The organism is Paenarthrobacter sp. YJN-5 (genome assembly GCF_015040095.1).
Classification (GTDB): domain Bacteria; phylum Actinomycetota; class Actinomycetes; order Actinomycetales; family Micrococcaceae; genus Arthrobacter; species Arthrobacter ureafaciens.
Genome location: NZ_CP053544.1, coordinates 3,865,065 through 3,891,561, shown reverse-complemented (window position 1 = coordinate 3,891,561; position 26,497 = coordinate 3,865,065). Strand labels below are relative to the sequence as shown.

General features: G+C 64.4%; 24 protein-coding genes. 6 read left to right on the top strand and 18 right to left on the bottom strand.

Annotation, left to right across the window (positions count from 1 at the left end):
- Nucleotides 1–11: 11 nt before the first annotated feature.
- Together HMI59_RS17975 and HMI59_RS17970 are read right to left on the bottom strand one after the other, a co-directional pair.
- Complete coding sequence (locus HMI59_RS17975) at nt 12–1,154, bottom strand: Gfo/Idh/MocA family protein (protein ID WP_193592083.1); 1,143 nt, start codon at nt 1,152–1,154, stop codon at nt 12–14.
- Nucleotides 1,151–1,891, bottom strand: a complete 741-nt coding sequence (locus HMI59_RS17970; RefSeq protein WP_166185875.1) for a sugar phosphate isomerase/epimerase — start codon at nt 1,889–1,891, stop codon at nt 1,151–1,153. The genes HMI59_RS17975 and HMI59_RS17970 overlap by 4 nt, the downstream gene beginning before the upstream one ends.
- Nucleotides 1,892–2,075: 184 nt before the next feature.
- On the opposite strand from HMI59_RS17970, the gene HMI59_RS17965 reads away from it, so the two are divergent.
- Together HMI59_RS17965 and HMI59_RS17960 are read left to right on the top strand one after the other, a co-directional pair.
- Nucleotides 2,076–3,296, top strand: coding sequence for an ROK family transcriptional regulator (locus tag HMI59_RS17965; RefSeq protein ID WP_193592082.1), 1,221 nt, complete (start codon nt 2,076–2,078; stop codon nt 3,294–3,296).
- Between the two features lie 82 nt (nt 3,297–3,378).
- The gene (locus HMI59_RS17960) at nt 3,379–4,572 is read left to right on the top strand and encodes a CynX/NimT family MFS transporter (RefSeq protein ID WP_193592081.1); all 1,194 of its coding nucleotides are present in this window, start codon (nt 3,379–3,381) and stop codon (nt 4,570–4,572) included.
- Between the two features lie 178 nt (nt 4,573–4,750).
- Here the strand turns inward: HMI59_RS17960 and aceB are convergent, their stop codons facing one another.
- Complete coding sequence (aceB, locus tag HMI59_RS17955) at nt 4,751–6,403, bottom strand: malate synthase A (RefSeq protein WP_193592080.1); 1,653 nt, start codon at nt 6,401–6,403, stop codon at nt 4,751–4,753.
- Between the two features lie 91 nt (nt 6,404–6,494).
- The gene (gene aceA / locus HMI59_RS17950; RefSeq protein ID WP_021471614.1) at nt 6,495–7,808 is read right to left on the bottom strand and encodes an isocitrate lyase; all 1,314 of its coding nucleotides are present in this window, start codon (nt 7,806–7,808) and stop codon (nt 6,495–6,497) included.
- A 150-nt stretch (nt 7,809–7,958) separates the two neighbouring features.
- Between aceA and HMI59_RS17945 the strand changes: the two genes are divergently transcribed.
- Nucleotides 7,959–9,473 (top strand): XRE family transcriptional regulator, encoded by a 1,515-nt coding sequence (locus tag HMI59_RS17945; protein ID WP_021471613.1) that lies wholly within the window; start codon nt 7,959–7,961, stop codon nt 9,471–9,473.
- Nucleotides 9,474–9,636: 163 nt separating this feature from the next.
- Here HMI59_RS17945 and HMI59_RS17940 read toward each other — a convergent pair whose 3' ends face one another.
- Entirely contained in the window at nt 9,637–10,251 is a 615-nt protein-coding gene (locus HMI59_RS17940; protein ID WP_193592079.1) for a TetR/AcrR family transcriptional regulator, read from the bottom strand.
- Between the two features lie 233 nt (nt 10,252–10,484).
- Here HMI59_RS17940 and HMI59_RS17935 point away from each other — a divergent pair, with 233 nt between their 5' ends.
- Nucleotides 10,485–11,420, top strand: a complete 936-nt coding sequence (locus tag HMI59_RS17935; protein ID WP_193592078.1) for a cytochrome b/b6 domain-containing protein — start codon at nt 10,485–10,487, stop codon at nt 11,418–11,420.
- A gap of 7 nt (nt 11,421–11,427) precedes the next feature.
- Here HMI59_RS17935 and HMI59_RS17930 read toward each other — a convergent pair whose 3' ends face one another.
- From HMI59_RS17930 to HMI59_RS17910, 5 genes are all read right to left on the bottom strand, one after another.
- On the bottom strand, nt 11,428–12,264 hold the full coding sequence (locus tag HMI59_RS17930) for a hydroxymethylpyrimidine/phosphomethylpyrimidine kinase (RefSeq protein WP_193592077.1): 837 nt from the start codon (nt 12,262–12,264) through the stop codon (nt 11,428–11,430).
- A gap of 39 nt (nt 12,265–12,303) precedes the next feature.
- Nucleotides 12,304–13,323, bottom strand: a complete 1,020-nt coding sequence (locus HMI59_RS17925; protein ID WP_193592076.1) for a TAXI family TRAP transporter solute-binding subunit — start codon at nt 13,321–13,323, stop codon at nt 12,304–12,306.
- A complete protein-coding gene (locus HMI59_RS17920; RefSeq protein WP_193592075.1) occupies nt 13,316–14,722 on the bottom strand; it encodes a HAMP domain-containing sensor histidine kinase in 1,407 nt (468 codons plus the stop codon). Before HMI59_RS17920 ends, HMI59_RS17925 begins: the two co-directional genes overlap by 8 nt.
- Nucleotides 14,719–15,381, bottom strand: coding sequence for a response regulator transcription factor (locus HMI59_RS17915; RefSeq protein ID WP_193592074.1), 663 nt, complete (start codon nt 15,379–15,381; stop codon nt 14,719–14,721). Before HMI59_RS17915 ends, HMI59_RS17920 begins: the two co-directional genes overlap by 4 nt.
- A gap of 117 nt (nt 15,382–15,498) precedes the next feature.
- The gene (locus HMI59_RS17910; protein ID WP_193592073.1) at nt 15,499–16,884 is read right to left on the bottom strand and encodes an MFS transporter; all 1,386 of its coding nucleotides are present in this window, start codon (nt 16,882–16,884) and stop codon (nt 15,499–15,501) included.
- A 376-nt stretch (nt 16,885–17,260) separates the two neighbouring features.
- On the opposite strand from HMI59_RS17910, the gene HMI59_RS17905 reads away from it, so the two are divergent.
- Together HMI59_RS17905 and HMI59_RS17900 are read left to right on the top strand one after the other, a co-directional pair.
- Entirely contained in the window at nt 17,261–17,785 is a 525-nt protein-coding gene (locus HMI59_RS17905; RefSeq protein ID WP_193592072.1) for an isoprenylcysteine carboxylmethyltransferase family protein, read from the top strand.
- Nucleotides 17,786–18,055: 270 nt separating this feature from the next.
- Nucleotides 18,056–18,763 (top strand): queuosine precursor transporter, encoded by a 708-nt coding sequence (locus tag HMI59_RS17900; RefSeq protein ID WP_193592071.1) that lies wholly within the window; start codon nt 18,056–18,058, stop codon nt 18,761–18,763.
- 93 nt (nt 18,764–18,856) lie between these two features.
- Here the strand turns inward: HMI59_RS17900 and tgt are convergent, their stop codons facing one another.
- From tgt to HMI59_RS17860, 8 genes are all read right to left on the bottom strand, one after another.
- A complete protein-coding gene (tgt, locus tag HMI59_RS17895; RefSeq protein ID WP_227471644.1) occupies nt 18,857–20,086 on the bottom strand; it encodes a tRNA guanosine(34) transglycosylase Tgt in 1,230 nt (409 codons plus the stop codon).
- Nucleotides 20,087–20,230: 144 nt separating this feature from the next.
- Complete coding sequence (locus tag HMI59_RS17890; RefSeq protein WP_166185890.1) at nt 20,231–20,938, bottom strand: SRPBCC domain-containing protein; 708 nt, start codon at nt 20,936–20,938, stop codon at nt 20,231–20,233.
- 71 nt (nt 20,939–21,009) lie between these two features.
- Entirely contained in the window at nt 21,010–22,044 is a 1,035-nt protein-coding gene (locus HMI59_RS17885) for a DUF6707 family protein (protein ID WP_193592069.1), read from the bottom strand.
- A gap of 73 nt (nt 22,045–22,117) precedes the next feature.
- On the bottom strand, nt 22,118–22,657 hold the full coding sequence (locus tag HMI59_RS17880) for an NUDIX hydrolase family protein (RefSeq protein ID WP_166185892.1): 540 nt from the start codon (nt 22,655–22,657) through the stop codon (nt 22,118–22,120).
- Between the two features lie 73 nt (nt 22,658–22,730).
- Complete coding sequence (locus HMI59_RS17875) at nt 22,731–23,351, bottom strand: RraA family protein (RefSeq protein ID WP_193592068.1); 621 nt, start codon at nt 23,349–23,351, stop codon at nt 22,731–22,733.
- Nucleotides 23,348–23,776, bottom strand: a complete 429-nt coding sequence (locus HMI59_RS17870; protein ID WP_193592067.1) for a RidA family protein — start codon at nt 23,774–23,776, stop codon at nt 23,348–23,350. Before HMI59_RS17870 ends, HMI59_RS17875 begins: the two co-directional genes overlap by 4 nt.
- The gene (locus HMI59_RS17865; protein ID WP_062095132.1) at nt 23,773–25,155 is read right to left on the bottom strand and encodes an MFS transporter; all 1,383 of its coding nucleotides are present in this window, start codon (nt 25,153–25,155) and stop codon (nt 23,773–23,775) included. Before HMI59_RS17865 ends, HMI59_RS17870 begins: the two co-directional genes overlap by 4 nt.
- Before the next feature lie 135 nt (nt 25,156–25,290).
- The gene (locus HMI59_RS17860; RefSeq protein WP_193592066.1) at nt 25,291–26,472 is read right to left on the bottom strand and encodes a CdaR family transcriptional regulator; all 1,182 of its coding nucleotides are present in this window, start codon (nt 26,470–26,472) and stop codon (nt 25,291–25,293) included.
- Nucleotides 26,473–26,497: the final 25 nt, after the last annotated feature.

The window sequence follows — 26,497 nt, the reverse complement described above, 5'->3', positions numbered from 1 at the left end:
TGAAAGATGGGTCAGGCCGAAAGGGTTGCTGCGGTGGGGTCCCAGTCCTCGGGGAGGGCCGGTACCTTGGCTGCGGAACTTTCCACATCCACAAAGGCGCGGTTATCGATCGACTCCGAGATGGAAGCCATGGTGTCCAGGATGTGGAACGCGAGTTCACCCTGGGCGCGGTGGGGACGGCCCTCGCGGATTGCCCGGGCCATTTCCAAAACTCCCGCACCGCGGCTGGCGGTGGAACCCACGGAGGGCACTACCGTCCAGTCGTCAGAGCCAAGGGTGCAAATCCTGACGTCGCCGTCGAACATGTTCGGGTCCGGGAACGCGATGGTGGCTTCGGTGCCCGTGATCTCGACGAACCCGGCGCGCTTCAGGGGGGAGTCGAAGCTGAAAATGCTTTGGGCCGACTCGCCGCCCTCGAACTCCAGAATGGAGCTGACATGAGTGGGAACCGTGACGTCGAAGGCTTCCCCGGCCTTGGGTCCGGAACCGATGATGCGCGATTCGCGGGACTTGGATCCGAAAGCGGCCACGCGGCGGATGCTGCCGAAAGTCTGCACCAGCGTTGTGAGGTAGTAAGGGCCGATGTCGAAGAGGGGCCCGGCGCCGTCCTGGAACAGGAACGCGGGGTTCGGGTGCCATGACTCCGGGCCGGGTGACTGCATGAGGGTCAGGGCAGTAAGCGGGGTGCCGATGTCTCCGCGCTCGATCATCCGCCGTGCAGTCTGCAGCCCGGCCCCAAGGAAGGTATCCGGAGCGCAGCCCAAGCGGACACCGGCAGCGTCTGCCAGCTTCAGCAGGCCAAGGCCGCTTTCCCGGTCCAGGGAGAAGGGCTTCTCGCTCCACACATGTTTGCCGGCGTTGACGGCGAGCGTAGCGACCTCAACGTGGGCAGCAGGAATGGTCAGGTTGATGACGATTTCAACCTCCGGATGGCCGAGGACTGCGTCCACGCCTCCGTGGGTGGGGATGCCGTACTCGGCGGCCCGGGCTGCCGCAGCTTCCTCGAACAAGTCGCCGATGGCGAGGACCCGCACGTCGGGAAAACTGGTGAGGTTGTCCAAGTACTGCTTGCTGATGACACCGGCACCGATGATGCCGACACCCACGGGGCCCGAACCCAGTGGACCGAACGCTGCTCCTGCGGCGTGGCTCATGCGGAGACCTTTCCTGCGCTGAGGTAGTTGTAGCTGTCGCGGACAGCCTCGAACATGTCGCCCTGGAAGTCGTCGAGTTCAACGACGCCGGCTTCCAGGGAACCTGCTGCGGCCAGGACGTCCCAGATGGGCATCTTGCCGTCGCCGACTGCCAGTTGACTGGAGGGATCGGAGGTGACGGGACCGTCCTTGATGTGGATGAACTTCACACGGTCACCGAGCCGGGCCAGGAGTTCGGCCGGATCCTGTCCACCAACCGCGGCCCAGTACGTGTCCAGTTCCAGGACAACCTCGGGAGCGAGGTTGTCGGCAAGGTGTTCAATGGCTGTCTTTCCGTCAATGACGGACTCAACTTCCCACCAGTGGTTGTGGTAGCCCACGCGCACGCCGTATTCAGCCCCCTTGGCCGCGGCGGCGTTGAGCTGTTCGGCGGTGGCCTTGATGTCCTCGATGCTGTTCCAGCGCTCGATCGGAACGTGCGGATCGATCACTGTGCCGATTCCCAGCTGCTGCGCCGCTTCGAAGATGGCGTCCTGGTCATCGCTCAGCAGGGGAGCGTGCCCGGAGGGGGCGGTCAGGTTGTTCTCGGCAAGTGCTTTCTTGAGCTCCGCTGCCTTGGCAACGAACCGGTAGGGCTCCACCATGGTGAACCCGATGTCAGCCAAACGGTGGATGGTTCCAGCAAGATCCTCTTCCAGGGCCTTTCGGACCGTGTAGAGCTGGATCGAGTATGACACTGTCTCTCCTCGTCGTTGTGGGATGCGCGCAGATCGACCTTGGTGATAACCACCATTGACGGTCGTGATGTGCTGTACCTCACAACCTAGGGGGACTTTTGCCGAGCGTCAAGCAAAAGTTGAAAATGTGTTGGAATTCTTTTGCTGCGTGACACGCATAACCATCCGTGCTATCACTGGATGCATGACATCAGCCCCCGGAAACGACGCCGGCAAAGACACCTCTGCGCAGGAGGCCGGCAGTCTTTCGCGCGCTGGTGATTTGTTCCAATTGCTCCGTGATGGACAAGCCAGGACCCGCGCCGAACTCGCGCTGACTACCGGCCTGGCACGCTCCACGGTCGCCTCCCGGATCGACGCCCTCATCAGCTCGGGACTGGTAGGTCCCGCAGGCGAGGCCAGCTCCAGTGGCGGCAGGCCGCCGTCGCGCTTTGCCTTCAACCCGGCCGCCCGGGTGGTCCTGGCCGTCGATGTGGGCGCCACGCACGTGATCGTTGCTGTCACGGACCTCGGCGGGAAAATCCTCGCCGAGCAGCGGCTCAAGCAAGACGTCTCCGACGGCCCGGACGTTGTGCTGGGGCGCGTCATAGCCGCAGGCAAGGAACTGCTCGCCGAGGCGGGACGGGAAATGGGCGACCTCGCCGGCATGGGCATTGGCTTGCCCGGACCCGTGGAACACGACACCGGCCGGCCGGTGAAGCCGCCGATCATGCCGGGTTGGGACGGGTTCGACGTCGTCCCTTACGTCCAGCGCTCGCTGCCCGTTCCGGTTTTGGTGGACAACGACGTGAACATCATGGCGCTCGGCGAACGGACCGCTTACTGGCCGGAGCACGAGAACTTCCTGTTCATCAAGGTGGCCACGGGCATCGGTGCCGGCATCATCAGCAGCGGAGAGCTGCAGCGCGGCGCCAACGGAACCGCCGGGGACCTGGGCCACGTCCGCGTACCCCGCGGCGACGAGGTGCTGTGCCGTTGCGGCAACTACGGGTGCCTCGAAGCGCTGGCCTCAGGTCCCGCCGTCGCGCGCCAACTCCACGAGCTTGGGCTGGAAGCGTCAACCGGCGTCGACGTGTTGCGGCTGGTCGGGGAGGGGAACCTGCAAGCGATCCAGGCCCTGCGGCAGGCGGGGCGAGACGTCGGGGATGTCCTGGCCACGGTGGTCAACCTGCTGAACCCGTCCATGATCGTGATCGGCGGCAGCGTCGGCGAGGCCGGGGAACATCTCGTGGCCGGTATCCGCGAGGTCGTGTACAGGCGTTCCCTGCCGCTGGCCACCACCCACCTGCGGATCGGTATCTCCATGGCCGGGGACCGCGCTGCCATCCTGGGCGCGAGCCAGATGGTTACCCAGTACGTCCTGTCGCCCTCGGTGATTGAAGCCACGCTGCAGGCAACGGGCTGAGCCGTCTTTTTTCGGGGCTGGGCGGCGTCGTGATAGCAATGAAACTGATGAAAACGTTTCCTGAGATCCTGCGGCCCGCTCCGTGAACCAATTGCTTGCCAAAGTTCCGCGCGGGTGGCTGATCCTTGCCTGCATCGGACTCATCGCCCTCAACATGCGCGGGCCGTTCGTTGCCGTTGCGCCGGTGGTGGACTCGCTGCGCATGGACCTTGGATTCTCGCCGGTCGAGTTGGGCTTGCTGACCGGCATTCCCGTGCTGTGCTTCTCGCTCGCATCCCCGCTGGCATCCCTCGCCGGACGGCGGTTCGGGGCCGAATTCGCCGTCATGCTTACCCTGCTGGGAGTGCTGGCCGGCGTTGTGGTGCGCTCCAGCGGGGGAGGCGTGCCGGTCATGGTGGGGACAGTGCTCATCGGCGTCGCCATCACCATCGGCAACATTGCAGTGCCCTTGATCATCCGTCGCGACTTCGCCCCACGCAGGCAAGCCACGGCCATGGGCGTCTACACCGCGGCGTTGAACATCGGCTCGTTCCTGACGTCCGTGATCACTGCGCCGCTCGCGGATCTGCTGGGCTGGCGGTTGTCCCTCGCCGCCAGCGCCCTGCTGGCGCTGGCTGCGATCGTGTTCTGGATTCCTACCGTTGGTGTCCGCCGCGCCCTGGTTCCAGCGCCCGTGCCTGCTGCTCCGCCGTCGGGTTCCGGACGGGTGGCCGGTGTCCGATGGCTGATAGCCGGGCTGACTGTTGGCTTCGCCGGGCAGGCGTTCTCCTACTACGGCGTCACGGCGTGGCTGCCCAGCTTCCTGTCCGATGAACTCGGGATGGGCACCGCCGAGGCCGGCGCAGGGTCCTCACTGTTCCAGATCTTCGCGATTGTGGGCGGCCTCGGCGTTCCGCTCCTGGCCCGCTTCACCAGTACGACGACGGTCGCCGTCACCTTGAGCGCGCTGTGGCTGAGCGTTCCCGTGGGCCTGCTGCTGGCCCCGCATCTGTGGTGGCTCTGGTCCTCGATGGGCGGAGTAGCCCAGGGTGGCGGCATCACGGTGATCTTCATTGCCGTCATCAGGTTCGCCCGCGACCAGGCCTCGGCCGGCAAGATGTCCGCCGTCGTGCAGGGCGTTGGCTACTGCTTTGCCGCACTGGCTCCCACAATCGTGGGCTACGTCCATGACGTGTCCGCAGGGTGGACCGCGCCGCTGCTGGTCATCCTCGGCTCGGTCCTCGCGTTCTGCGTGTGCACCACGCTGTCGGTGCGCTGGGTCGCCCGTCAGCCTTAACCCAACTGGGTCGCAGTTAAGCACGTTTTGAGCCCTCAAAACGTGCTTAACTGCGACCCAGATGGGTGGTTTTTCCGGTGCTGGGCTGCCTCCCCGGCCTTCGGGGTCACTTGTTGCGAAGAGTGCAGGCAGCCCAGCGTCGGGGCTTTCGGTTTGTCGTTCCCAGGCGTTGCTGCTCCTAGGCGGCGACGAGTTCTTCAGCCGTCGCTTCTTCCCGGGCTTCGGTGAGGTAGCGGGCGTAGGCGGGGATGGTCAGGAACGTGGGGAACTCTTCGGTGAGGGTGACTTCTTCGAAGATGCTGCGGGCGTCCGCGAAGCGGTCTCCGTCGAAGCGTTCCAATCGGGCGAATTCCTCATCCAGCATGTCCTGGACCCATTCGCGGGAGATGATATCGCCGTGTTCGGTGATGGCGTGGGAGTGGATCCACTGCCAGAGCTGGGAGCGGGAGATCTCGGCGGTGGCGGCGTCTTCCATGAGGTTGTGGATGGCCACTGCGCCGTTGCCCCGGAGCCAGGACTCGATGTAGCGGATGCCCACCTCGATGTTCTGGCGGATGCCGGCCTCGGTGATGGTGCCCTGGGTGCTGGCGATGTCGATCAAAGCGCGGTCATCCGGGGTGACGTCTTCGCGGCTCTTGGTGAGCTGGTTGGGCGCCTCGCCGAGCACCGAGTCGAAGACTTCGCGGCACACCGGTACCAGGTCCGGATGGGCCACCCAGGAACCGTCAAAACCGTCGTTGGCTTCGCGGGTCTTATCCGCACGGACCTTCTCGAAGGAGGCTGTGTTCGCTGCCTCGTCCTTACGGTTCGGAACTGCTGCAGCCATGCCCCCAATTGCCATGGCGCCGCGGCGGTGGCAGGCCCGGACCAGCTGTTCGGTGTAGGCGCGCATGAACGGCTGGGTCATGGTCACCTGGCCGCGGTCCGGCAGGACGAAACGCGGCCCGCGGGTGCGGAAGTTCTTGATCAGGGAGAAGATGTAGTCCCACCGGCCGGCGTTGAGCCCGGACGCGTGGTCGCGGAGTTCGTAGAGGATCTCCTCCATTTCGAACGCTGCGGTGATGGTTTCGATCAGCACCGTGGCCCGGATGGTTCCTTGCGGGATGCCCAGCAGGTCCTGGGCCAGGATGAAGATGTCGTTCCAGAGCCGTGCTTCGAGGTGGTTCTCGATCTTGGGCAGGTAGAAGTACGGGCCCTTGCCCTGGGCGAGCAGGCGGCGGGCGTTGTGGAAGAAGTAGAGCCCGAAGTCCACAATGCCGCCGGCGATCGGCTTGCCGTCGATCAGCATGTGCTTCTCCGGCAGGTGCCAGCCGCGGGGGCGGACCACGATGGTGGGCAGGTCCTCGGCGGCCTTGAGCTTGTATTCCTTGCCTTCGGGGGTTGTGAAGTCGATGCGGCGCTCCAGGGCGTCGGTCAGGTTCAGTTGGCCCTGGATGACGTTGCGCCACGTCGGAGTGGAGGAGTCTTCCATGTCCGCCAGCCACACCTTCGCCCCCGAGTTCAGGGCGTTGATGGTCATCTTCTTATCCACTGGTCCGGTGATTTCCACTCGACGGTCCTCCAGCCCCGGTGCCGGGGGAGCCACCCGCCAGCTTGGGTCGTTCCGGATGGCCTCGGTCTGCGGCAGGAAGCGCGGGTCGTGGCCACTGGAAATCTGGTTGCGACGTGCGTGCCGTGCCTGCATGAGTTCCTGCCGGCGCTCGGCGGTGGCCCGGTGCAGCTTGCCGACAAACTCAAGCGCGTCCGGAGTCAGGACCTCGCCCTGCCGGCAAATGGGCTGCGCAGTCAAAGTGATGCCGTTGATGGTGAAGTTGTCGGTGAAGCTGTTCATTGGAATTGTCCCTTCAGGAACCAACTGACTGGCGGTAGTGGTTGTTCTGAACGTTCAGAACAACCACTACTGCCATCTAGTTGGGAAAGATCTAGTGGAATTGGCCTTCTTCGGTCGATCCGACCAAGGCGAGGGTGGAAGCGTTCGGGTTGAGCGCTGTGGCGATGTCGTCGAAGTAGCCGGTGCCGACTTCGCGCTGGTGCTTGGTAGCGGTGTAGCCGCGGGATTCGGAGGCGAATTCCTTTTCCTGGAGCTCGACGTAGGCGCTCATGCCTTCGCGGGCGTAGCCGTGGGCGAGGTCGAACATCGAGTAGTTCAGGGCGTGGAATCCGGCCAGGGTGATGAACTGGAACGTGAAGCCCATGGCGCCGAGTTCGCGCTGGAACTTGGCGATGGTGGCGTCGTCCAGGTGCTTGCGCCAGTTGAACGACGGCGAGCAGTTGTAGGAGAGCATCTGGTCCGGGTACTCGGCCTTGACGGCTTCGGCGAACTTGCGGGCCAGTTCCAGGTCCGGGGTGCCCGTCTCCATCCAGATCAGGTCCGAGTACGGGGCGTAGGCCTTGGCACGGGCGATGCAGGGCTCGATGCCGTTGCGGACCTTGTAGAAGCCCTCGGCCGTGCGTTCTCCGGTGATGAATTCGCGGTCACGCTCGTCAACATCGGAGGTGATGAGCGTTGCGGCCTCGGCGTCGGTACGGGCAATGACCACCGTGGGGGTGCCGGCGACGTCGGCAGCCAGGCGGGCTGCGTTGAGGGTCCGGATGTGCTGCTGGGTGGGGATCAGGACCTTTCCGCCGAGGTGGCCGCACTTCTTCTCCGAGGCGAGCTGGTCTTCCCAGTGAACACCCGAGGCGCCTGCGGTAATCATGGATTTCATGAGTTCGTAGGCGTTCAGCGGGCCACCGAAACCGGCCTCGGCGTCGGCCACGATCGGGACCAGCCAGTCCTCAACCGTCTTGATGCCCTCGGCGTACTCGATTTGGTCGGCACGCAGCAGCGCGTTGTTGATCCGGCGCACAACCTGCGGAACCGAGTTGGCCGGGTACAGCGACTGGTCCGGGTAGGTGTGACCGGAGAGGTTGGCGTCAGCGGCAACCTGCCAGCCGGAGAGGTAGATCGCGCGGAGGCCGGCCTTGACCTGCTGCACCGCCTGGTTGCCGGTCAGGGCACCGAGGGCGTTGGTGTAGCCGCCGGTGGGGGCTTCTTCGGTGAGCTGCTTCCAGAGCTTTTCCGAACCGCGGCGGGCCAGGGTGTGCTCTTCGGAGACGCGACCACGGAGGCGGACGACGTCGGCAGCCGAGTAATCACGGGTGACGCCCTCCCAGCGCGGGTTGGCGGACCATTCAAGTTCCAGCGCCGCGGCCTGCTGCTCAGCGGTCAACTCTGGTTCAAACGATGCGGTCATTGCATGTCTCCTCATATCCAAGCGGCTCCCGGGCCGGCCTCCGCTGCGTCCTTGCTGCTTCGGCCGGCTCACCCGGGCTTGTATTTCTTTTCGTGAGAACTACTTTTCTGCACTTTCCAAGCTCTTTCTAGAGAAAAGCTCTGGAAAGAAATGCAGTTCTTCGCGTATTCTCAAGAAATGTCGCCTGTGAGCTGGAGCCGCGAAGTCGCGTCGCCGTCGTCATCCCCTACGTCCCCCGAACTGGACGTCATCAGCCTTGGCCGCCGCGTGCGCCACCTGCGCAAGCAAGCCGGCCTGACGCTCGATGACCTGAGTGCCGCCGTCGGGACCGCGCCGAGCCAACTGAGCCTGATCGAAAACGGCAAACGCGAGCCCAAACTGGGGCTGCTGCAACACCTTGCCTCCGCGTTGAACGTGAGCATCGACCAACTGCTCGGAGCTGAGCCGCCAAGCCGCCGCGCCGCCCTGGAAATCGAGCTGGAGCGGTACCAGCGCGGACCGCTGTACGAGTCCCTGAACCTGCCGAAAATCCGCATCAGTTCGCGGCTTCCGTTGGAGGTTCTGGAGGCGCAGGTCGGGCTGCTTCAGGAACTCGAACGCAAGCTGAACGAGCAAGCCGCGACGCCGGAAGAAGCCCGCCGCGCGAACGGCGAGTTGCGTGCCATGATGCGCGAGCGCGGTAACTACTTTCCCGAGTACGAGGCCGAGGCGCAGAAGGTCCTCAAGGGTGTGGGCTACACCTCCGGGCCGTTGAGCCAGCACGTCATTGCGGACATTGCCGAGAACCTGGGTTTTTCGCTGCACCACGTCAGCGACCTGCCGCATTCCACCCGGTCCGTGACCGATTTGAAGAACCGCAGAATTTACCTGACACAGAACCAGCGGCAGGACCACGATCCCCGGTCGGTCCTGCTGCAAGCGCTGGGGCACTACGTCCTGGGGCACGGGACTCCCAAGAACTACGGGGATTTCCTGGCGCAGCGAGTGGCCACCAACTACTTCGCGGCGGCATTGCTGCTGCCGGAGCAGGCAACGTTGGATTTCCTGCTGAAGGCCAAGGCCGCCAAGGAGATCGCCGTGGAGGACATCCGGGACGCTTTCGCGGTGTCCTACGAAACTGCGGCCCACCGTTTCACCAACCTGGCCACCCAACACCTGGGCATCACCACCCACTTCCAGAAAACCCACCAGTCCGGGATCATCTATAAGGCCTACGAGAACGACGGCGTCGCCTTCCCCCAGGACCACACTGGCGCCATTGAGGGGCAGCCGTCGTGCAAAGCGTGGACGTCCCGCGCCGTGTTCGACGTGCCGGACAAGTTCAGCGCCTACAGCCAGTACACGGACACTCCCTCCGGCACGTACTGGTGCACGGCGCGGACCGAGCGTTCCGCCGCCGGCGAGTTTTCGCTCAGCATCGGGGTGCCCTACCAGCACGTGAAATGGTTCCGCGGGCGGGAGACCACGGCCAGGGCCACCTCCAATTGCCCGGATCCGAACTGCTGCAAGCGGCCACCGGCCGAACTGGCCAACGAATGGGCGGGCAACGCCTGGCCGTCCGCCCGGGCCCATTCGCACCTGCTGGCCGCCATGCCTCCGGGCGCGTTCCCGGGCGTGGATGAGACCGAGGTGTACAGCTTTCTGGCGGCGCACTCCGCGCGCTGAGCGGGGCTTCGGCGTGCTAACGGGACTCCGGCGTGCTGAGCGGGACTCCGGCGAGTTCGCGGCAACCGTGCGGTGACGCTGGAAGTTTCCGGGGGTCCTTGGCGGTTTCCCGCGATCACGGCGCAGGACGGCGGTTTCCCGCGATCACGGCGCAGGACGGCGGCTAACGAACCAGCCGCGCCACCAGGACTGCCGCAGCATCAACGACGTCGTCCGCTTCCTTCTTGGTGGCACTCAAGGCGACCTCGTGGCCGGCAACCGTGATGATGTCGGTGATCACCGCGACGGTAAGGCGGCCCAAGGTGTCCTCGGCGGTTCCGAGGAGGACCGAGTTCTGGCGCACCCATTCCCGCCCGCGCTCGCGACGCAGGACCTCGAAGCCGGGGGGAGCATCGCCCTCGAAGAAGACGCGTTCCAGCGCGCGGTGCTTCCAGGTGTAATCGAAGTACGTGCGGCTGCCGACGTCGAAGAGCGCCAAGGGATCGTTTTCGCCGGATTTCCGGGCCTTGGCGACGGCGGCCGCCACCAGCCGTTCGTGCTCGTTTTGGTAGTCGTCCCAGAGGGCAAGGAAGAGCTCTGTCTTGCCACCGAAGTGATGGTAGAGGCTTCCGACACTGGACCCGGCCCGCGTGACGATGTCCGAGATGCCGGCGTCCGTGAAGCCCAGTTCGCTGAAAACCGCAGCGGCCGCGTCCAGCAGCTTGCGTTGGGTGGTCGCTGTGCGGGACCACTGCCAAGAGCCGGAATGGACTGCGGCGTCGGAGGTTTTCCGAACCATCGAGCCTCCCCGGGACAGCCTGAATCCTTGACCAAGCCCAAATTACAGTAAATAATTCTGGAAGTCCGTTCTAGAAAATAAGTATTGCGCTATGTGTCCGAATGCTGCGATTTTTAACGCCCAAGGCGCCCTGCGGGCCAGGCGCCGTTTTCGCCGTCGGGCAGCAACTGGTTGAATCGCTATGAGAGCGCCAACTGGTCGCACGCCAACAAGCCAGAGAGGAACGCGGCCTGATGTCCGTTTCAAGCAAGTCGTCCGGGATCACGTCGAACAGGTGGTTCAAGCCCGTCGCCGTCACCGTGGGGGCTTTGGTCATCGCGCTGATCCTGGTGCTCGTGGCACAGTGGCTCCGCACGCTGGAACCGGTGAAACAGTTCCTGACGGACTATCCGGGACACTCGGAGCTGCCCAAGGGCGCACCGACGGGGCTCCCGGCGTGGCTGGGCTGGCAACACTTCCTCAACATGTTCTTCATCGTCCTGATCATCCGCTCCGGTTGGCAGGTGCGCACCACTACGCGGCCGCCGGGTTACTGGACGCGGAACAACAAGGGCTTCATCAAGACAAGGAACGCTCCCACCAAGATCAGCCTGGACCTGTGGTTCCACCTGACGCTGGATGCGCTGTGGGTGCTCAACGGCCTGATCTTCATAGTGCTGCTGTTCGCCACAGGCCAGTGGATGCGGATTGTGCCCACCAGCTGGGACGTCTTCCCGAACGCGGTTTCGGCCGGCCTCCAGTACGCCTCGCTGAACTGGCCGCTGGAAAACGGCTGGGTCAACTACAACGCCTTGCAGCTGCTGACCTACTTCATCACGGTCTTCATCGCGGCGCCGCTGGCCATCATTACCGGCATCCGCATGTCCGGGGCGTGGCCCAAGAAGGCAGCGGTCAACAAGTTCTACCCCATTGAAGCCGCGCGCAAGGTCCACTTCCCGGTGATGATCTACTTCGTAGCGTTCGTGATCGTCCACGTGACGTTGGTCCTGGCCACGGGAGCCCTGCGGAACCTCAACCACATGTACGCCTCCACGGACGACGCCAACAGTTGGTGGGGCTTCGCGATCTTCGCAGCGTCCATCGTGGTCACGGCTGCGGCCTGGTTCCTTGCCCGGCCCCTGTTCCTTCGCCCGATCGCGTCGCTGATGGGCAAGGTTACCAACCGCTAGGCCGGCGCTAGCTCAGCGCACCGCCCTGCCACAAGGCATCAAACGGCGCCCCGGACGCTACGCGGTTGCGGATTCCCTCGGTCACGAACGCCTTGGCAGTACGGGCCGCCTCGAGCGGCGACGCACCCTTGGCCAGCTCCGCCGTCACGGCGGCGGCCAGCGAACAGCCCGCACCGGATACCGCGACTTCGCCCACCTTCGGTGCACGCAGGACTTCCAGCGTCCGGCCGTCGTAGAAAACGTCGACGGCGTCAGCACCTTCCAGCCGCACCCCGCCTTTGGCGAGCACGGCGGCGCCGCTGAGCTCATGGATGCGGATGGCGGCGGCCTTGAGGGACTCTTCGTCGGTGATGGTGAGGCCGGAGAGGGACTCGGCCTCGAAGTGGTTCGGCGTGACAAACGTGGCCAGCGGGAGGATCTGTGCCTTCAAGGCCTGGTCCGTGTCCAGCGCGTGTCCGGGCTCCTGGCCTTTGCAGATCAGGACCGGGTCCAGGACGATGTTGCTGAATGCGCCGTCGGACAGTGCCTTCTCCACGGTGCTGATGGTTGCCGGGCTTCCCAACATGCCGATCTTCACGGTGTCCAACACCGAAGGTGCGCCGGACGCGGCACCGTAGGCCGCCGTCGTGGCTTCCAACTGGTCCGCAATCACTTGCTGGTCCACCGGGACAAAACGGTGGTTCCAGTTGTCCTTGGGATCGAACGAAACGATGCACGTCAGGTTGACGATGCCAAAAACTCCGAGTTCCTGGAACGTCTTGAGGTCGGCTTGCGCACCGGCGCCGCCGGTCGCTTCCGAGCCGGCGATGGTCAATGCAATGGCAGGGGCAGCGGCAGAAGTCATGGTTTCCATTTTGCCAGCTTCCTGATGGTGCGCGATTTCCTAGCCGTGGAGGGACCTGTACGCAGCGGCCGCGGCCGGGTGCAGCGGAACCCCGGCTGTGTTGATGAGCGTCTCCGGACCGAGGAACTGCACGCCCGTGCTTGATGTGGGAATAAGGTCCTGCGCCCGTTCCACCAGCAGGCGCACCGTACGCCGCGCCAGGGAATCGGGGAGGTCGCTGCGGCACAATAGCAGGTTGGCTACGCCCACCGTCCAGACAGCGGGGGCGTCGCCGTAGGTACCCGCCGGTATGAGCACGCGGTCGTAGTAATCACCATGTTCTGTGCGCAGGGCAGGGATGTGCCGTGAGAGGTCCAGGAGCCGGACTCCCAGCACCGAGGCTGCTGCTGCGATGGCCGCGGTGGGGACCCCGCCGGACCAGAAGAGGGCGTCGATGGACCCACCCCGGAGCGCGGACAGCCCTTGGTTGAGGCCCAGATTGACCTGTTGCGGCGCGGGTTCAAGCACGGCGGAAGCGATGATCCGGGGAGCCGTCAGGGAAGTGCCGGACCCCGCTTCGCCCACCCCCACCACTTTTCCGGCCAGATCGGCGAACGTCCCGATGCCGCTGTCCGCGCGGACTATGCAATGAACATAGTTCTCGTACACCTTGCCAAGCGCCACCAGGCTTGTACCGGCCGGGGTTGTGCCCGCAGCGGCCGGGGTTGCGCCCGTGGCGGCAGGGCTTGGGCCGGGCACTGCGGGGCCCGGGGCCGGAAGTGCTGCCGTGTCGGCAAGTGCGACGGCGAATGTCGCCTCGCCGGACATGACCCGCCGGATGTTCTCGAGGCTTCCGCCAGTGACCAGAGGCTCTGCCGTTTCCGCCACGCCCTCGCGTTGCAGCAGACCTGCCAGCAAGGTGGCGAACTCCAAGTAGAAACCGCCCGATTCACCACCAGCCACCGTCAGTTTCTCGGGTTTCGGCTCCGGTGTGCAGGCAGCGGAGGACATCAGCAGCCCTGCACTTCCCAGGATCAGCCCGGACCTCAGCACGGTACGGCGGGACAAGGGCCTAGTCATTCGCGCCACCGCCGAACTCCAGGCGTCCTATCAGCCCGTGCGGGACACGCTCCCGCAACACCAACCGGCCCCCGTTGGCCTCGGCCAGCCGTTCCACGATGGTGAGGCCCAAGCCGTTGCCGGGAATTCCGCTGTGTTGGGGCGCCCGCCAAAACCGCGACGTGGATGCCAGACGCTGATCAGTGGACAGTCCCGGGCCGTCGTCGGAGACCTCGATCGCCAGGCCGTCCCGAGTAGCTTCGGCCGCCACGGCGATGTGACCGCCGGGGGAGTATTTGATGGCGTTGGCCAGCAACTCACCCACCATCTGGGCCAGTTCCTCGGGGTCGCACCGGAGCTCCAACGCGTGCCCGGTGTGGTCTTCCAAGGTGATGGTGGAGCCGGCCAACCGTGCCGCGGGGGCTGCCCTTTCCACCTCGCCTTGGAGTACCGGGAAAGGGTCAATGACGCTTTGGCGCCGATGCTCGGACGACTGCGCTGCAGCAGCCCCGGCCACGGCGCGATGCTCCGCGGTCGCAAGCTTCAGCACGCCGTCGAGCATTTCCTCAACGCGCTCCAGTTCGTCCACCACGCCGGCCGCCGCCGCCTTCGCCGGGCTGTTTTGCAGTTCAAGCTGCAGCAGGTCGATTCTCAGCCGCAGGGCGCCCACCGGGTTGCGCAGCTGGTGTGAGGTGTCCGCGATGAGTTGCCGCTGTGATTCCATGCTTTCGCTGACAGTGTTGGCCATGGCGGAGAACGAACGGCTCAGTTCCCGCAGCTCGGGCGGACCTGCCTCGGGAAGCTTGCTGGTCTTGCCCGTGGTTTCGAGTTGGTGCACCGCTTCGCTCAAGCGGTGCACCGGCCGCAATACCCAGCCGGTGAGGCGGGCAGCGACCAGCAGCAGCACCGCGCCCATCACCAAGGCGGCGAGCCCGACGACGACCCACCGTTCGCGCAGTTTCGCCCGGGCCGCGTCGAGGTTGACTTCCAGGACGGCTTCTCCGAGCACCTGGCTGGCCGTTCCGAAAGAGCGCGAGATGACCTCCGTCCCGGATTCGAAGGGCCGGACCGTGCCGATGGTGGTGTCGCTGAGGTTGAGGCTGGCCCGGGCCAGGGCATCCTGAACGTCCCGTCTTTGCTCGCTCAGACCGCCGGAGGCCAGGGTTTGCTGCTGGAGGCGGATCAGGATGCCTTCGCCATAGAGTTCGGTGTACCGGTCCATTTCGCGCTGGAGCTGGGTGGTGTCGCCATCAGCGGAGGCATCGTTGGCGAGCTGGGCAAAACGGTTCAGTGCCGATACCCGGTTGATCTGCACGTCCTGGGTCAGTTCCCGCGCGGCTGAAGTGAGGATGACGCTGGAAACCGTGACAACAATGAGCACGGCGATGACACTGAGGATCCCGAGGACGCGGACCTTCATCCCTGCTCCACGCGATACCCGACGCCCCGCACGTTGATGATGAACCCGGGCAGTTGCAGCTTGGACCTCAGGCCGGTCAGGTGGACATCCAAGGAACGGGAGTGGGCCACGAAGGCGTCGCCCCACAGGGCATCCAGGATCTGCTCACGGGTCACCACGGAGCCGGCGTTGCGGACCAAGAGGCTGAGAAGGTCGAATTCGGTAGCGGTGAGGCTGAGTTCCCTGTCGTCGACGGCGGCGAGGCGGCGGTCGAGGTCTACGGTCAACGGCCCCACGGTGACCTCATGGGGTGTGCTCCGGCCGGAGCGGCGGGCCCTTCGCGTCACGGCCTCGATCCGGGCGAGCAGTTCCACCAGCTTGACCGGCTTGACCAGGTAATCGTCCGCACCCGAGCGCAGGCCCAGGACCACGCTGCGTTCATCATCGCGCGCCGTGAGGATCAGGATGGGGATGTGCGTGACTTGGCGGAGCTTCCTGAGCACTTCCAACCCGTCCAGGTCCGGGAGGCCCAGATCCAGGAGGATGACCTCGTGGTTGCGGTGGTCCAGGAGTGCATCTTCACCGCGGGACACCCTGGTTGGTTTGTGGCCCGCCGACGTCACGGCAGCCCCCAGTGCCGACGCCATGGCGTCGTCGTCCTCGACGATGAGCACGTGCACTGTTGATCCTTCTGGTAGCCCGGCGGGTGTTTTCCGCTACTTGAGCTTAACGTTGCGAGGCCCGCCCTGCGGCCTTCGCACTCAGCGAAGGGCGCAGAACGGGCCTCAGAGGGGGTGTTAGACGTTGACGAGGTCCTTCTTGTCGTCGTCTTTACGGTTTTCCCAAGCATGTCCCTGCTCGGTATCGAGGTGCGTAGCCTTCTTGTTCTTGAGGGCGAAGACGTACACCAACAGCGAGATGAAGATGGCCGCGGTGACGTAGGTGAAGAACATGTCCACCTGGCCGGCTTTCTGCAGGGCAGCGCCGATCAGCGGGACCGTGCCGCCGAACAGCGAGTTGGCGATCGCGTAGCCCAGGCCAACGCCCAGCGCACGGATGGATGCCGGGAAGAGTTCAGCCTTCACCAGCGCATTGATGGACGTGTAGCCGCCAACCATCAAGAGGCCGCCCATCATGAGCAGGAAGGCGACGAACGGATCCTTGGTTCCGGCCAGGGTGGAGAGCAGCGGCCAAGTGAACAGGACACCGGTGACGCCGAACCAGATCAGCAGCGGCTTGCGGCCGATCTTGTCCGACAACATGCCGTACACGGGCTGCAGCAACATGAAGATGAACAGTGCCCAGAAGTTGATGACGGAGGTATCGGTCTTTGCGATGCCGGAGGTATCGTTCATGAACTTCAGGATGAAGTTGGTGTAGGTGTAGAACGCCACCGTGCCGCCGAGGGTGATACCGATGCAGATCAGCAGCGGCTTCCAGTGCTTGGTGAACAGGAGCTTCATGCTGCCCGGCTGGGCCTCGCCCTCAACCTTGACGTGCGCTGCACGGATCTGGTCGGCGGAGACGGTCTCTTCCATGGAGCGGCGGAGCCACAGGACAACCAGCGCTGCGACGCCGCCGATTGCGAACGGAATGCGCCAGCCCCACTCGGTCAGGTCTTCCTTGCTCATGGTGTTCTGCAGGATCACGAGGACCAGGAGGGCCAGCATCTGGCCGCCGATGAGCGTGACGTACTGGAAGCTGGAGAAGAAGCCGCGGCGCTTGGCCGTTGCTGCCTCGGACATGTACGTGGCGCTGGTCCCGTACTCGCCGCCGACGGAGAAGCCTTGGACCACGCGGACGAAGACCAAGAGGATCATGGCCCACAGGCCGATGACGTCCTGGGTAGGCAGGATCGCAATGGCGAACGAACCCGCGGACATCAGGGTCACGCTCAGCGTCAGGGCGGCCTTCCGGCCCTTACGGTCCGCGTAGCGGCCGAAGAACCAGCTGCCGATCGGACGCATGAGGAACGACGTCGAGAAGACCGTCATCGCTTCCAGGCCAGCCTGCAGTTCGTCCTTGGAGTTGAAGAAGTGCGACTGGAAGTACGCGGCAAAAACGGTGTACACGTAGAGGTCGAACCACTCCACGAGGTTGCCCGCAGAGCCCTTGAGGATGTTGCTCACGGCCTTGCGTGTCTGTGCCGCCTCGCTCAGAGGCGCGGCTTGTTGGGTGCTCATCAATGAACCTTCCTGGACGGCTGCGCACATGGCAGTCGTGTCTTGCATGAGTTCGTTCTGTCCATGAAGCTCGTGCTCATGGCTTCCTTGCACATGGCTTCCTTGCACATGGCTCTTCGTCGACTGAGAAAGGTCCTCTTGGGGGTGAAGAGGACATGTTCCAAGCTATGGGTGATGCACGGCACAGCCAACGTCGGAGGGGATTTCCTAACACTTCCTTAGGTTTCCGAGAGGAAAACCCCGGTTCCGCGCCCCCCGTTCCTCTATCACCTCCCGTTGGGTTTCCCGCGTTGCTCTATCGCTTCCCGTCGGCTTTCCCGCGTTCCTCTATCACCTCCCGTAGCGCCACACCCTTCGCGGGTTTATGGTTCTGGACATGAGCACACTCGCACGGCTGGCCGGCGCGGTGAAACGGGAAGCGGCCGGCATCCCTTTGCCACCCGGGCAGGTGCTCGGGTTGGTTTTGGACTCGGTCCTACAACGGATACACCCACTCCCTGCTGCGCCCGCCCGACGCGCCCGCAGGAGCGCCGGGACGCTGTTGGTGCTGACCGGCGTCGGAATTACCGTTTGGGCGGTGGCGGAACGACGGCGGCACACCACCGGAAGCTTTGCCTTGGGCCGTCCGGAAGCGTTGGTGACCAGCGGTCCGTACGCCGCGAGCCGGCATCCGATGTACCTGGGCTGGTGGTTGATCCACGCAGGGGTTGCGGTGTACAAGGGCTCACGCTGGGCGGCGGCAACGCTGCCCGCGGGCATGGCCGCGGAACACTTCGGCGCGTTGTGGGAAGAGAAGGCCCTCCAGAAGGAGTTTGGTCCGGCGTATAGCCAGTACATGGGCAACGTCCCGCGTTACGTCGGGTTCCCTGCGCGGACGCCCGACGGCGGTGAGCGGAGTTAGCCCCATAGCCGCCGTTATGCGGTGGGTGGGCAGATCTTGACCAGCCTCCAGACCGACAACCTGCCGACCGCCGCACCCTGTCCTGCCGGTTGGGGGGTGGGATGTGGCAGAGGGGTGGCCGGTTGGGGGTGGGATGTGGCAGAGGGATGGGGGTGGGAGAATGTAACGTGGTGCCGGGCCAAACGTGCCCGCCACCCACAGTGCTAATACAGCGGGGCGCTCTCCGAAAAGGATGAGGCGCCTGCGCGAACCACTACGAATGGATGACCCATGCCCTCGCCTTCCGGCAGTACTTTGAGCAAGCCCGCGCCCCGTTTCGCTTCGATCGGATCGCCTTATTTCGGCATCATGCTGGCCGTTATGGCGGTGGTGTTGATCCTGTCCAACATCGGCGCTTCCAAGGGTGTGGTGCTCGGGCCGATCATCACCGACGGCGGATTCTTCCTTTTCCCTCTCGCGTACATTCTGGGCGACGTCATGAGCGAGGTCTACGGCTTCAAAGTCGCCCGAAAGGCGATCATCACCTCGTTCGCGTTGTCGGTGTTTGCATCTCTTTGCTACTGGGTGATCATCATTCTTCCGGGCTTCGACGACGACTACGGTGTGGCCAAGCAGGCAGCCATCGAAGGCGCGTTGGGACCCGTCCCGCAGATCGTCCTCGCCTCATTGCTTGCGTTCCTGGCGGGACAAACCATCAACTCGTGGATCCTCGTGAAGATGAAGGAACGCAGGGGTGAGAAGAGCCTGTGGGCCCGGCTCATGGGCTCGTCGGTGGTGGGCGAATTCGTGGACACGCTGATCTTCTGCAGCATCGCCGCGTCCGTCATCGGCATCTCCGACGTCGGCTCTTTCGTGAACTACGTCCTGGTCGGCTTCCTGTACAAGACCGCCGTCGAGTTCCTGTTCGTGCCCGTCACCGTCCTGGTGGTGGGCTGGATCAAGAAGCGTGAACCGAGCTACGGAGAAGTCGCAGCCTAGGTCCGTCGCGAGTTCGCCGGAAGCCTGCGGTAGACCCCGAACGTTCCGCACGAACGAGCAGCTTTCCGGCGAACTCGCCGCAGCGACCCCCAGCTAGGAGTAATACCGCCCCAACGTCTCGGCCTTGAACTCGAAGAAGTCCCCGGATTCGATGGCCAAGCGCGCGTCGTCCACCATCTTCACCACGAAGCGCTCGTTGTGGATGGAGATCAGCGTGGCGGAGACCATTTCCTTGGCCTTGAACAGGTGGTGGATGTACGCGCGGGAGTAGTTGGTGCAGGTGTAGCAGTCGCAGCCGTCCTGCAACGGACCGAAGTCCTTCTTGTACTTGGCTCCGGAGAGGTTGAAGCGGCCGAACGGCGTGTAGAACGCGGAGTTCCGGGCAACGCGGGTGGGGGAGACGCAGTCGAACGTGTCGGCACCGTTTTCGATGGCGGTGAAGATGTCATCAGGTTCGGAGATGCCTAGGAGATGCCGGGGCTTGTCCTCAGGGAGCTCCTCGTTGCACCAGCGGACGATCGTCCCGAGGTTTTCCTTCTCCAGCGCTCCGCCGATTCCGTATCCATCGAAAGGCATGGCGCCAAGATCGCGGCAGGCCTTGCGCCGCAGGTCCTCGTACTGCGCGCCCTGGATCACGCCGAACAGCGCCTGGTACGGCTTGCCCACCCGCGAGGCCGTCAGAGCAAAGTGCTCCTCCAGGCACCGCAACGCCCACAACCGGGTGCGTTCCAAGGATTCTTCCTGGTAGCCGCGGGAGTTCTGCAGGGTGGTGAGCTCGTCGAAGGCGAACATGATGTCCGCGCCGATCTGGTGCTGGACCTGCATGGAGATCTCGGGGGAGAACCGGTGTTTGTCCCCGTTGAGGTGCGACTTGAACCAGACGCCGTCGTCATCGATGTGCGCCAGGCGCTCCTTCCCGGGAGCAACAGCGTCGTCAGGGCCTGAGGTGTCAACATTCTTCATGTCGATCACTTTCTTGAACCCCGAGCCCAGGCTCATCACTTGGAACCCGCCGGAGTCGGTGAACGTGGGGCCCTGCCAGTTCATGAACGCGCCCAGACCACCCGCGGCATCGAGGATTTCAGGCCCGGGTTGCAGGTAAAGGTGGTAAGCGTTGGCAAGCACGGCTTGCGCGCCAAGTTCGGCGATCGACTCGGGCAGGACGGCCTTGACGGTCGCTTTGGTCCCGACGGCGATGAACGCGGGGGTCTGGATGGTCCCGTGCGGCGTGGTTATGGTGCCGGTCCGGCCCAGGAATTCGCCCCCGTTTGCCTCTACAAGGGAGGACGACGGCGACGTCGTTTCCGTCAGGCGACGGCCCACCGTGAAGCCGAATTCGGTTTGCTCCGCCGGAAGCGCCCCGTTGGAATGAGGCGCGGCGGTAGGAAGCGGGGAGGACTGGGAAACAGAAGCTGGCACGCTACCAAGTGTGCCAGCTTTACCGAGGGTAACTTGACGTGGCGGCCGTCAGGAACCGTAGTTCGACTCTTTCCATTTGTCCCACGAGGACCGGATGTCCGCCAAGGTGTGGGCCCCCAGATCGTACGTTGAGGCAATGACGATCGCTCCGCCGTCGGGCCTCTTCTCCGGTATGGGCAGTTGCTCGGCAACGATCAGCAGCCCGTCCCCGTGTTCAGCGTAGCTGTGGACCGTGACGCCTACTTGGTGGCGGCTCTTGAACCAGACCTTCCCGGAAATAGCCTCACCGGTGCCCAGCGTCAGCGAGTACTCGTCGCCGACGGGTGGCAGGTCGCCCAGCCCCAGCTTTTCTATGGCCGATCCACTCCCGGAGACCGACAGGAAGTGGGTCCGCCGCTTGCCATGCGGGTGGCGCTCCAAGGCGAAACGCAGCTGGTTGATGAACGTGAGCCAGCCTTGGGTGATGTCCTCGTCCCATTCCGCCCACTCGGAGTTATGGTCCAGGGCCGCCCGGGTGACCTTGAGCTCGGTGCCCCCGGACACGGGATGCAGTTCGAAGACATCGCCGCCGTTGACGGTCAGGCTGGTGTGGTCCGGACCCTCCACGACGTCGGTGTTGAAGTAGATCTGTTTGATTTCGTCATTCAGGTCATCGGCTTCCCAGCCGTGCCATTGGGCCACCAGCGACGGTTCACGCAGCATATTCCAAACCTGCGGCGCATCAGCATTAATCACAACGCTCAGATTGTTCGTCATGGCCCCGAATTTACCGCCGTTTAGGCGCCCGCAACAGACCTTGTCGCCATGGTGCGGAGCCCGGCCGGGGATCAGGCCCGGACTGCCTCGAGTTCGTTGCCGATCCGGCGTCCCAGTTCGTCCTCGTCGATAGTCTCGGAGCCGCCGTGGGCGCGCAGGAACAGCAACGCTTCGAGCCGCAGGAACCGCCACTCACGTTCGGCTTCCTGGTTTCCGTTGTCGATCGCGCGGAAGATTTCTTTGTCGTAGAGGTTGGGTTCGTTGAGGGCGCGCTGCCGCACACGGGCGTTGATCCGGGCCCTGAACGGGTCTTCTTCCTGCGATTCCGGCGCACGGAGGAGTTTCTCGTACACCGCGGCCCGTTCAGTCTGGCCCGACTCGCGGCAGATGAAGCTGGAAAGCGCGAGCGCACGTTCAATTGACGCCCAGCGGTCCAGGTTGCCGTCGAACGGCAGGATATTCAGGAGGTCGGCGACGGCAAGCGAACCGTCCGGATCCTTAAGCACCACGCAAAGGTTGAAGGCCAGGTCGCTCAGGTCCCGCAGGCAACTGCCGGACTTGGTGTTGATGCCCTTGGCGAGGCGATCGGCCAGCACCTGCACGCCGTTCTTGCCCTTGTGGTTGGACGCAGCAGCCAGCACCACGGACTCGGGCGTGCCCGCCGGCTCCGGAATCAACGCCATCTCTTCGGCGCTGGGTCCGGTGTACGCGGGCGGGGCTTCCGGGCGGGGAGGTACGACGACGGCGGGTTCAGCAGGGGCGGGAGCGTCCGGAGCCGCCGGGCTGCTGGAGTCCGGGGTGCTGGAGTCTTCGACACCGGAGTCGGCGGCGCTGGCACCGGCGGCGCCCGCATCCGGGAGGCTGGAGCCGGCACCGGCTGGAACTCCGTCACCGACAGGAACACTGGACCTGGCAGCGATCCGTACGCTGCCGCCGTCGTGCGTTGTCACCAGCACCAAAGCCGGGACGCCGTAATCGTCATTCTGGACGTCGACGGAAGCGATTTCTTCGGCCGGCCCGTCTCCGGGCAGGTACACAAAGTCTCCGGGCTGCAGGTCCCCAGCCTGCTTTTCGCGGTATTGCTGAGTAGCTGGGCTGTGAGTCATCGGAAGTCCTTTGGTTCTCTTGCGGTCCGCCGTCCAGTCTACAAAAGGGGACCGCTCCAAGCCGGGGGACCCGCTAGACGACGATGCCCGAGTATGCCAGTGCCTGGCGCACGAGGTTCCCGCGGCCACCTTCGAACTCCTGCTGGACACCCTCGCTGAGGACGTCCTGCGGGGTCATCCACGTGAGTTCGAGGGCATCCTGGCGCGGTTCGCATTCGCCCGTGACGGGAATGACGAAGACCAGCGACACAGCGTGTTGGCGTTCATCCGTGAAACCGGTCTGCGAGGGGGCCGGGAAGTATTCGGCCACCGTGAAAGGAACCGGGCTGATGGGAAGCTGCGGGAAAGCCAGGGGACCGAGGTCCTTTTCCATGTGCCGCAGGAGGGCTGCCCGGATGGTTTCGCGGTACAGGACGCGACCGGAGACGAGGTAGCGCACCATGTTGCCGTCGGCGTCGCCCTGCAGGAGTGAGCCGACCTCATTGACGTACCCGAGCGGATCCAACCGGACGGGAACTGCTTCCACGTAGACCATGGGCAGCCGCCCGCGGGCCTCGAAGAGGTCTTCGTCGGAAAGCCAGCCGGGATACGGATCAGGTGTACGTACGCTCATGGTTAAGTTCTACCCCATCCCCGGACCAAGTTCGCTTGTGGCGCAGCAGGTGGCCGCCCGCGCCCCTGTGGTGTTACAGGGCAAGGATCGATTCGAGCGGTTCCCCGGCCGCGATGCGGGCCAGGATGGCGGGCTCGGCCTCGTCGGAGGCCAGCGCCCGGGGGAGGACTTCCTGCGCAGCTTCGGGTGCGAGCACTATCAGGCCATTGTCATCACCCAGGACGATGTCGCCCGGATTCACCTGCACGCCTCCACAGTGGACGGGAACGTTGACCGCCGACCCCGCTCCGCGCACCCTTTTGGTGGTGAGGCACGACGTCCCGCGGGCAAACACCGGCAGCCCGGCCTCGCGGAGTTCCCGGACGTCGGTCGCCACGCCATCAACAACGACGGCGGCAGCACCTTGGGCGATCGCCGCCGCGGCGGTCACGGCTCCCACAGGCGCGTGACGGTTGTCGCCGAGCATGTCCACCACCAGTACGTCGCCGGGCCGGAGTGCCAGGAGCGCCCGATTCATCGCGATTGCGTCTCGGTCAGCGATGCGCACGGTAACGGCCGGCCCTGCGATTTTGACGCCGCCCGGGACGTGCCCCATGAGCGAGCCGATGCCGGGATCAACGAACCCCTCCTCGAGGAGATGGCCGATCGTGGGGTAGCTGGTCCTGGCGAGGTCCTCAAGCAAAGTGGTGATCACAGGGAACCCTCCTTGACGGGTATTTCAGGGCCGTTCTTGGGCGCGAGCACTGCCACGCATTCAATCTCCAGTGACACGCCCCAAAGACTGACGCACACCGTGGTCCGGGCGGGCTTGGCCGTGCCGAAGTACTCGACGTAAACGCGGTTGTACTTTTCCAGTTGCTCAGGGCTGGTGAGGTAGGTGTTGACCTTGACCACGTGCTCCAGGCCGGATCCGGCTGCCTCCAGCACCCCGGCGAGGTTTCGGATTGTCTGCCGGACCTGCCCCTCGAAGGTGTCCGGCTGGTGGTCGAGTCCGGTGATCGCGGGGATCTGGCCGGAGGTGAAAACGAAACCGTTGGCAATGACCGCCGGGGAGAAGGGCCCGACGGCGGGCGCCTGGCCGGGGATACCGGCCAGGCGCTCGATGTGGGTGGCGGTCACTTCGCTGCCGTGGCTTCCGTTGAACCTGCAGTTGCGGCACCGGCCACGGCGGGTGCCTCGTCCACGGCATCGATGTTGCCGTGGCGGGTTTCCGTCAGGACGAACAGTGCTGCCAGGGAGGCGAGGGCTGCTGCGAGGATGTACCAGGCGATTGAGGAACTTTCACCGGTCAGGCCCAGGAGCCACGTGGTGATGAACGGGGTTGCCGCGCTGCCCAGGAGGCCGGAGAGCATGTAGGCCACCGAGAGGCCGGAGTACCGGACCTTGGATCCGAACAGTTCGGCAAGGAAGGTCGCGATGGGGCCGTAGTTGGCCGCGAAGGCAGTCATCATGGCCAGGTAGGCGACAAAGAGCAGGGCCACGGACTTGGTGTCCATGAGCCAGAACATCGGGAACGCGAGCGTTGCCTCGGCAATGACGCCGGCGTAGATGATGGGCTTGCGGCCGTGCTTGTCGGAGAGCTTGCCGAAGAACGGGATCAGCACGAAGCAGAGGGCGCACGCAGACAGGACCACCCACAGCATGAGGCTTTCCGAATGGCCCAGTTCCTTCTTGCCGTAGGCCACGCCGGAGGCTACCAGGAGGGTGAAGGTGCTGCCGGTGGACAGGGTAGCGACGCCGCCCAGGACAACCTGCTTCCAGTACTTGGCCATGAGGGCGGCGAAGGGCATCTTGGCCTTTGCCCCGGCGGTCTTGACGGCCTGGAAGGAGGGCGTTTCCTCGATGTTGAGGCGGATGTAGATGCCGACGGCCACCAGGAGGCAGGAGGCCAGGAACGGTATCCGCCAGCCCCAGGCGAGGAGGTCCTCGCTGCTCATGGAGGAGGCCACGATGAGGAACGCGACGTTGGCGATCAGGGTTCCGGCGGGCACGCCTACCTGGACCAGGGAACCGTAGAAGCCCCGGCGGGTGGACGGTGCATGTTCCACGGTCATGAGCACGGCTCCACCCCACTCGCCGCCCAAGGCAAGGCCTTGGATCACGCGGAGCAGGAGCAGCAATAGCGGTGCCATGATGCCGATCGCTGCGTAGTCGGGAAGCAGACCGATGGCGAAGGTTGCGGCGCCCATGGTGAGCAGCGACACGAGGAGCATGGACTTGCGGCCGAGGCGGTCACCGAAGTGGCCGAAGACTATGGCTCCGACCATGCGGGCAATGTATGCGGAGGCGAAGGTTCCGAAGGCCAGCATGGTGCCGACGATCGGATCGAAGCTGGGGAAGAAGATCTTGTTGAAAACGAGTGCCGAGGCGGTTCCAAAAACAAAGAGGTCGTACCATTCGACGGTGGTGCCAATAACGCTGGCGAGGGCAATCTTGCGCATTTTGGCGAGGTCTAGCCTGGCTGTGGATGCGGCGGCGGTATCTACCGTGTGGGCCATCAGAATCTCCGGATGGGGTGCGGGGACGAGTGTCCGGTACAAGGTAGCTACAACTATTCTGTGTTGCCGATCACACGTTCAATGGCAAAAATCCCAGCAAAAATCCGGCGAAAATGTGTGAACACACATCGGGCGTCATGCCCACGCAACTATCAGGCGGGCCGACTTGGCCGGTACGGCAAGGTCTATGCCCGTCAGTTCCTCGAACCGGTTGAGACGGTTAAGGATGGTGTTCCGGTGACAGAACAACTGCTCCGACGTGACGGTGATGTTGCCGGTGCTCAAATAATGGCGGACGGTTTCGAGCAGGCGTTCCCGCTCGCCGCCCCTGCATTCAGCCAGGGCTTCTTCGATCTCGGCGGCGAGGTCCATGCCGGAATCCTGGAGGGCCTGCCGGGCGAGGCGGGGCCATGCCGAGTCGGCGGAAAGCGGCCGGGTATCGCGGGGCCTTAGCAGTGCGGCCAGGCTTTCGGCAGTGCGGGCCGCTGCCGGAAGGGCCCGAAGCCCGAGGACCTCAGGGACGTAGCCGCAGGGAAGGTCTGCCAGCGGTGGGGGCAGTTGGTCCTCGCTGTCTGCGCTGCGGGTGCGGGTAGCCGGCAGCGCCCAGAACGCATAGGTGTTTCCGCCTGATTCGTGGAGGAAGAGCTTCTGCCTGGCGGTGGTGTTCGAGGTGAACCGGGATACGGCGGTCCGCAGCCGTGCGCCCGGCTCTCCGCTGGCGGCCACGAGTGCAAAGCGGGAGTCGGCGTTGATGCCCAGGGCTGAAGCGACCTGGGCGGAGGTTTCCACGGACGGCGTGCTTTGGTTGAAGAGCCGGGCAACGAACTCGCGCTGGATGCTCGATTCCTCCTGGGCCATGCGCACCCGTTCGGTGAGGTAACTGGTGTGCGTGCGGGTGGCGAATTCGTCCACGACACCCCACACCTTGTCTACCCGGGATGCTAGCAATATGGCGTCCTCCGGTGACGCGATTTCCAGCAGTTCGGCCCAGAGGATGCTGAAGTCCAAGCGCACGGCCGTGGTCAGGGATTCCGGGGGAATACCTGCCTGGGCGCGCTTGGCACCCAAGTCCGAGGCGAACTCGAGGAGGCCGTCCCGGCTGTCCGGATGTGTTCCTTTCAAGCCCCGGATCAGGCGCCGGAAGGTTTCCCTGGCTGTGTCCCGGATCTCCTGGACAGTGACCTGGCTTTCGCCGTACTCCGGTATTTCCCGGACCTTGGTGGTGAAAGCCTGCGCCAGTTCATCAAGCCGCTCTTCGAGCTGATCAACCAGCCGGGACCAGCGTGCCTGTTGGTCCGGCGATTCAACATTGTGCATTCACACATTCTAGGGGCATCAATGC

What these genes read in the sequence shown, in the direction of transcription:
- HMI59_RS17930 (WP_193592077.1), bottom strand. Translation starts at nt 12,264, where the DNA reads ATGACTTCTGCCGCTGCCCCTGCCATTGCATTGACCATCGCCGGCTCG.
- HMI59_RS17920 (WP_193592075.1), bottom strand. Translation starts at nt 14,722, where the DNA reads ATGAAGGTCCGCGTCCTCGGGATCCTCAGTGTCATCGCCGTGCTCATT.
- aceB (WP_193592080.1), bottom strand. Translation starts at nt 6,403, where the DNA reads ATGAACAGCTTCACCGACAACTTCACCATCAACGGCATCACTTTGACT.
- HMI59_RS17890 (WP_166185890.1), bottom strand. Translation starts at nt 20,938, where the DNA reads ATGACGAACAATCTGAGCGTTGTGATTAATGCTGATGCGCCGCAGGTT.
- HMI59_RS17900 (WP_193592071.1), top strand. Translation starts at nt 18,056, where the DNA reads ATGCCCTCGCCTTCCGGCAGTACTTTGAGCAAGCCCGCGCCCCGTTTC.
- aceA (WP_021471614.1), bottom strand. Translation starts at nt 7,808, where the DNA reads ATGACCGCATCGTTTGAACCAGAGTTGACCGCTGAGCAGCAGGCCGCG.
- HMI59_RS17965 (WP_193592082.1), top strand. Translation starts at nt 2,076, where the DNA reads ATGACATCAGCCCCCGGAAACGACGCCGGCAAAGACACCTCTGCGCAG.
- HMI59_RS17910 (WP_193592073.1), bottom strand. Translation starts at nt 16,884, where the DNA reads ATGAGCACCCAACAAGCCGCGCCTCTGAGCGAGGCGGCACAGACACGC.
- HMI59_RS17940 (WP_193592079.1), bottom strand. Translation starts at nt 10,251, where the DNA reads ATGGTTCGGAAAACCTCCGACGCCGCAGTCCATTCCGGCTCTTGGCAG.
- HMI59_RS17885 (WP_193592069.1), bottom strand. Translation starts at nt 22,044, where the DNA reads ATGACTCACAGCCCAGCTACTCAGCAATACCGCGAAAAGCAGGCTGGG.
- HMI59_RS17880 (WP_166185892.1), bottom strand. Translation starts at nt 22,657, where the DNA reads ATGAGCGTACGTACACCTGATCCGTATCCCGGCTGGCTTTCCGACGAA.
- HMI59_RS17945 (WP_021471613.1), top strand. Translation starts at nt 7,959, where the DNA reads ATGCAGTTCTTCGCGTATTCTCAAGAAATGTCGCCTGTGAGCTGGAGC.
- HMI59_RS17905 (WP_193592072.1), top strand. Translation starts at nt 17,261, where the DNA reads ATGAGCACACTCGCACGGCTGGCCGGCGCGGTGAAACGGGAAGCGGCC.
- HMI59_RS17975 (WP_193592083.1), bottom strand. Translation starts at nt 1,154, where the DNA reads ATGAGCCACGCCGCAGGAGCAGCGTTCGGTCCACTGGGTTCGGGCCCC.
- HMI59_RS17860 (WP_193592066.1), bottom strand. Translation starts at nt 26,472, where the DNA reads ATGCACAATGTTGAATCGCCGGACCAACAGGCACGCTGGTCCCGGCTG.
- HMI59_RS17925 (WP_193592076.1), bottom strand. Translation starts at nt 13,323, where the DNA reads ATGACTAGGCCCTTGTCCCGCCGTACCGTGCTGAGGTCCGGGCTGATC.
- HMI59_RS17935 (WP_193592078.1), top strand. Translation starts at nt 10,485, where the DNA reads ATGTCCGTTTCAAGCAAGTCGTCCGGGATCACGTCGAACAGGTGGTTC.
- HMI59_RS17865 (WP_062095132.1), bottom strand. Translation starts at nt 25,155, where the DNA reads ATGGCCCACACGGTAGATACCGCCGCCGCATCCACAGCCAGGCTAGAC.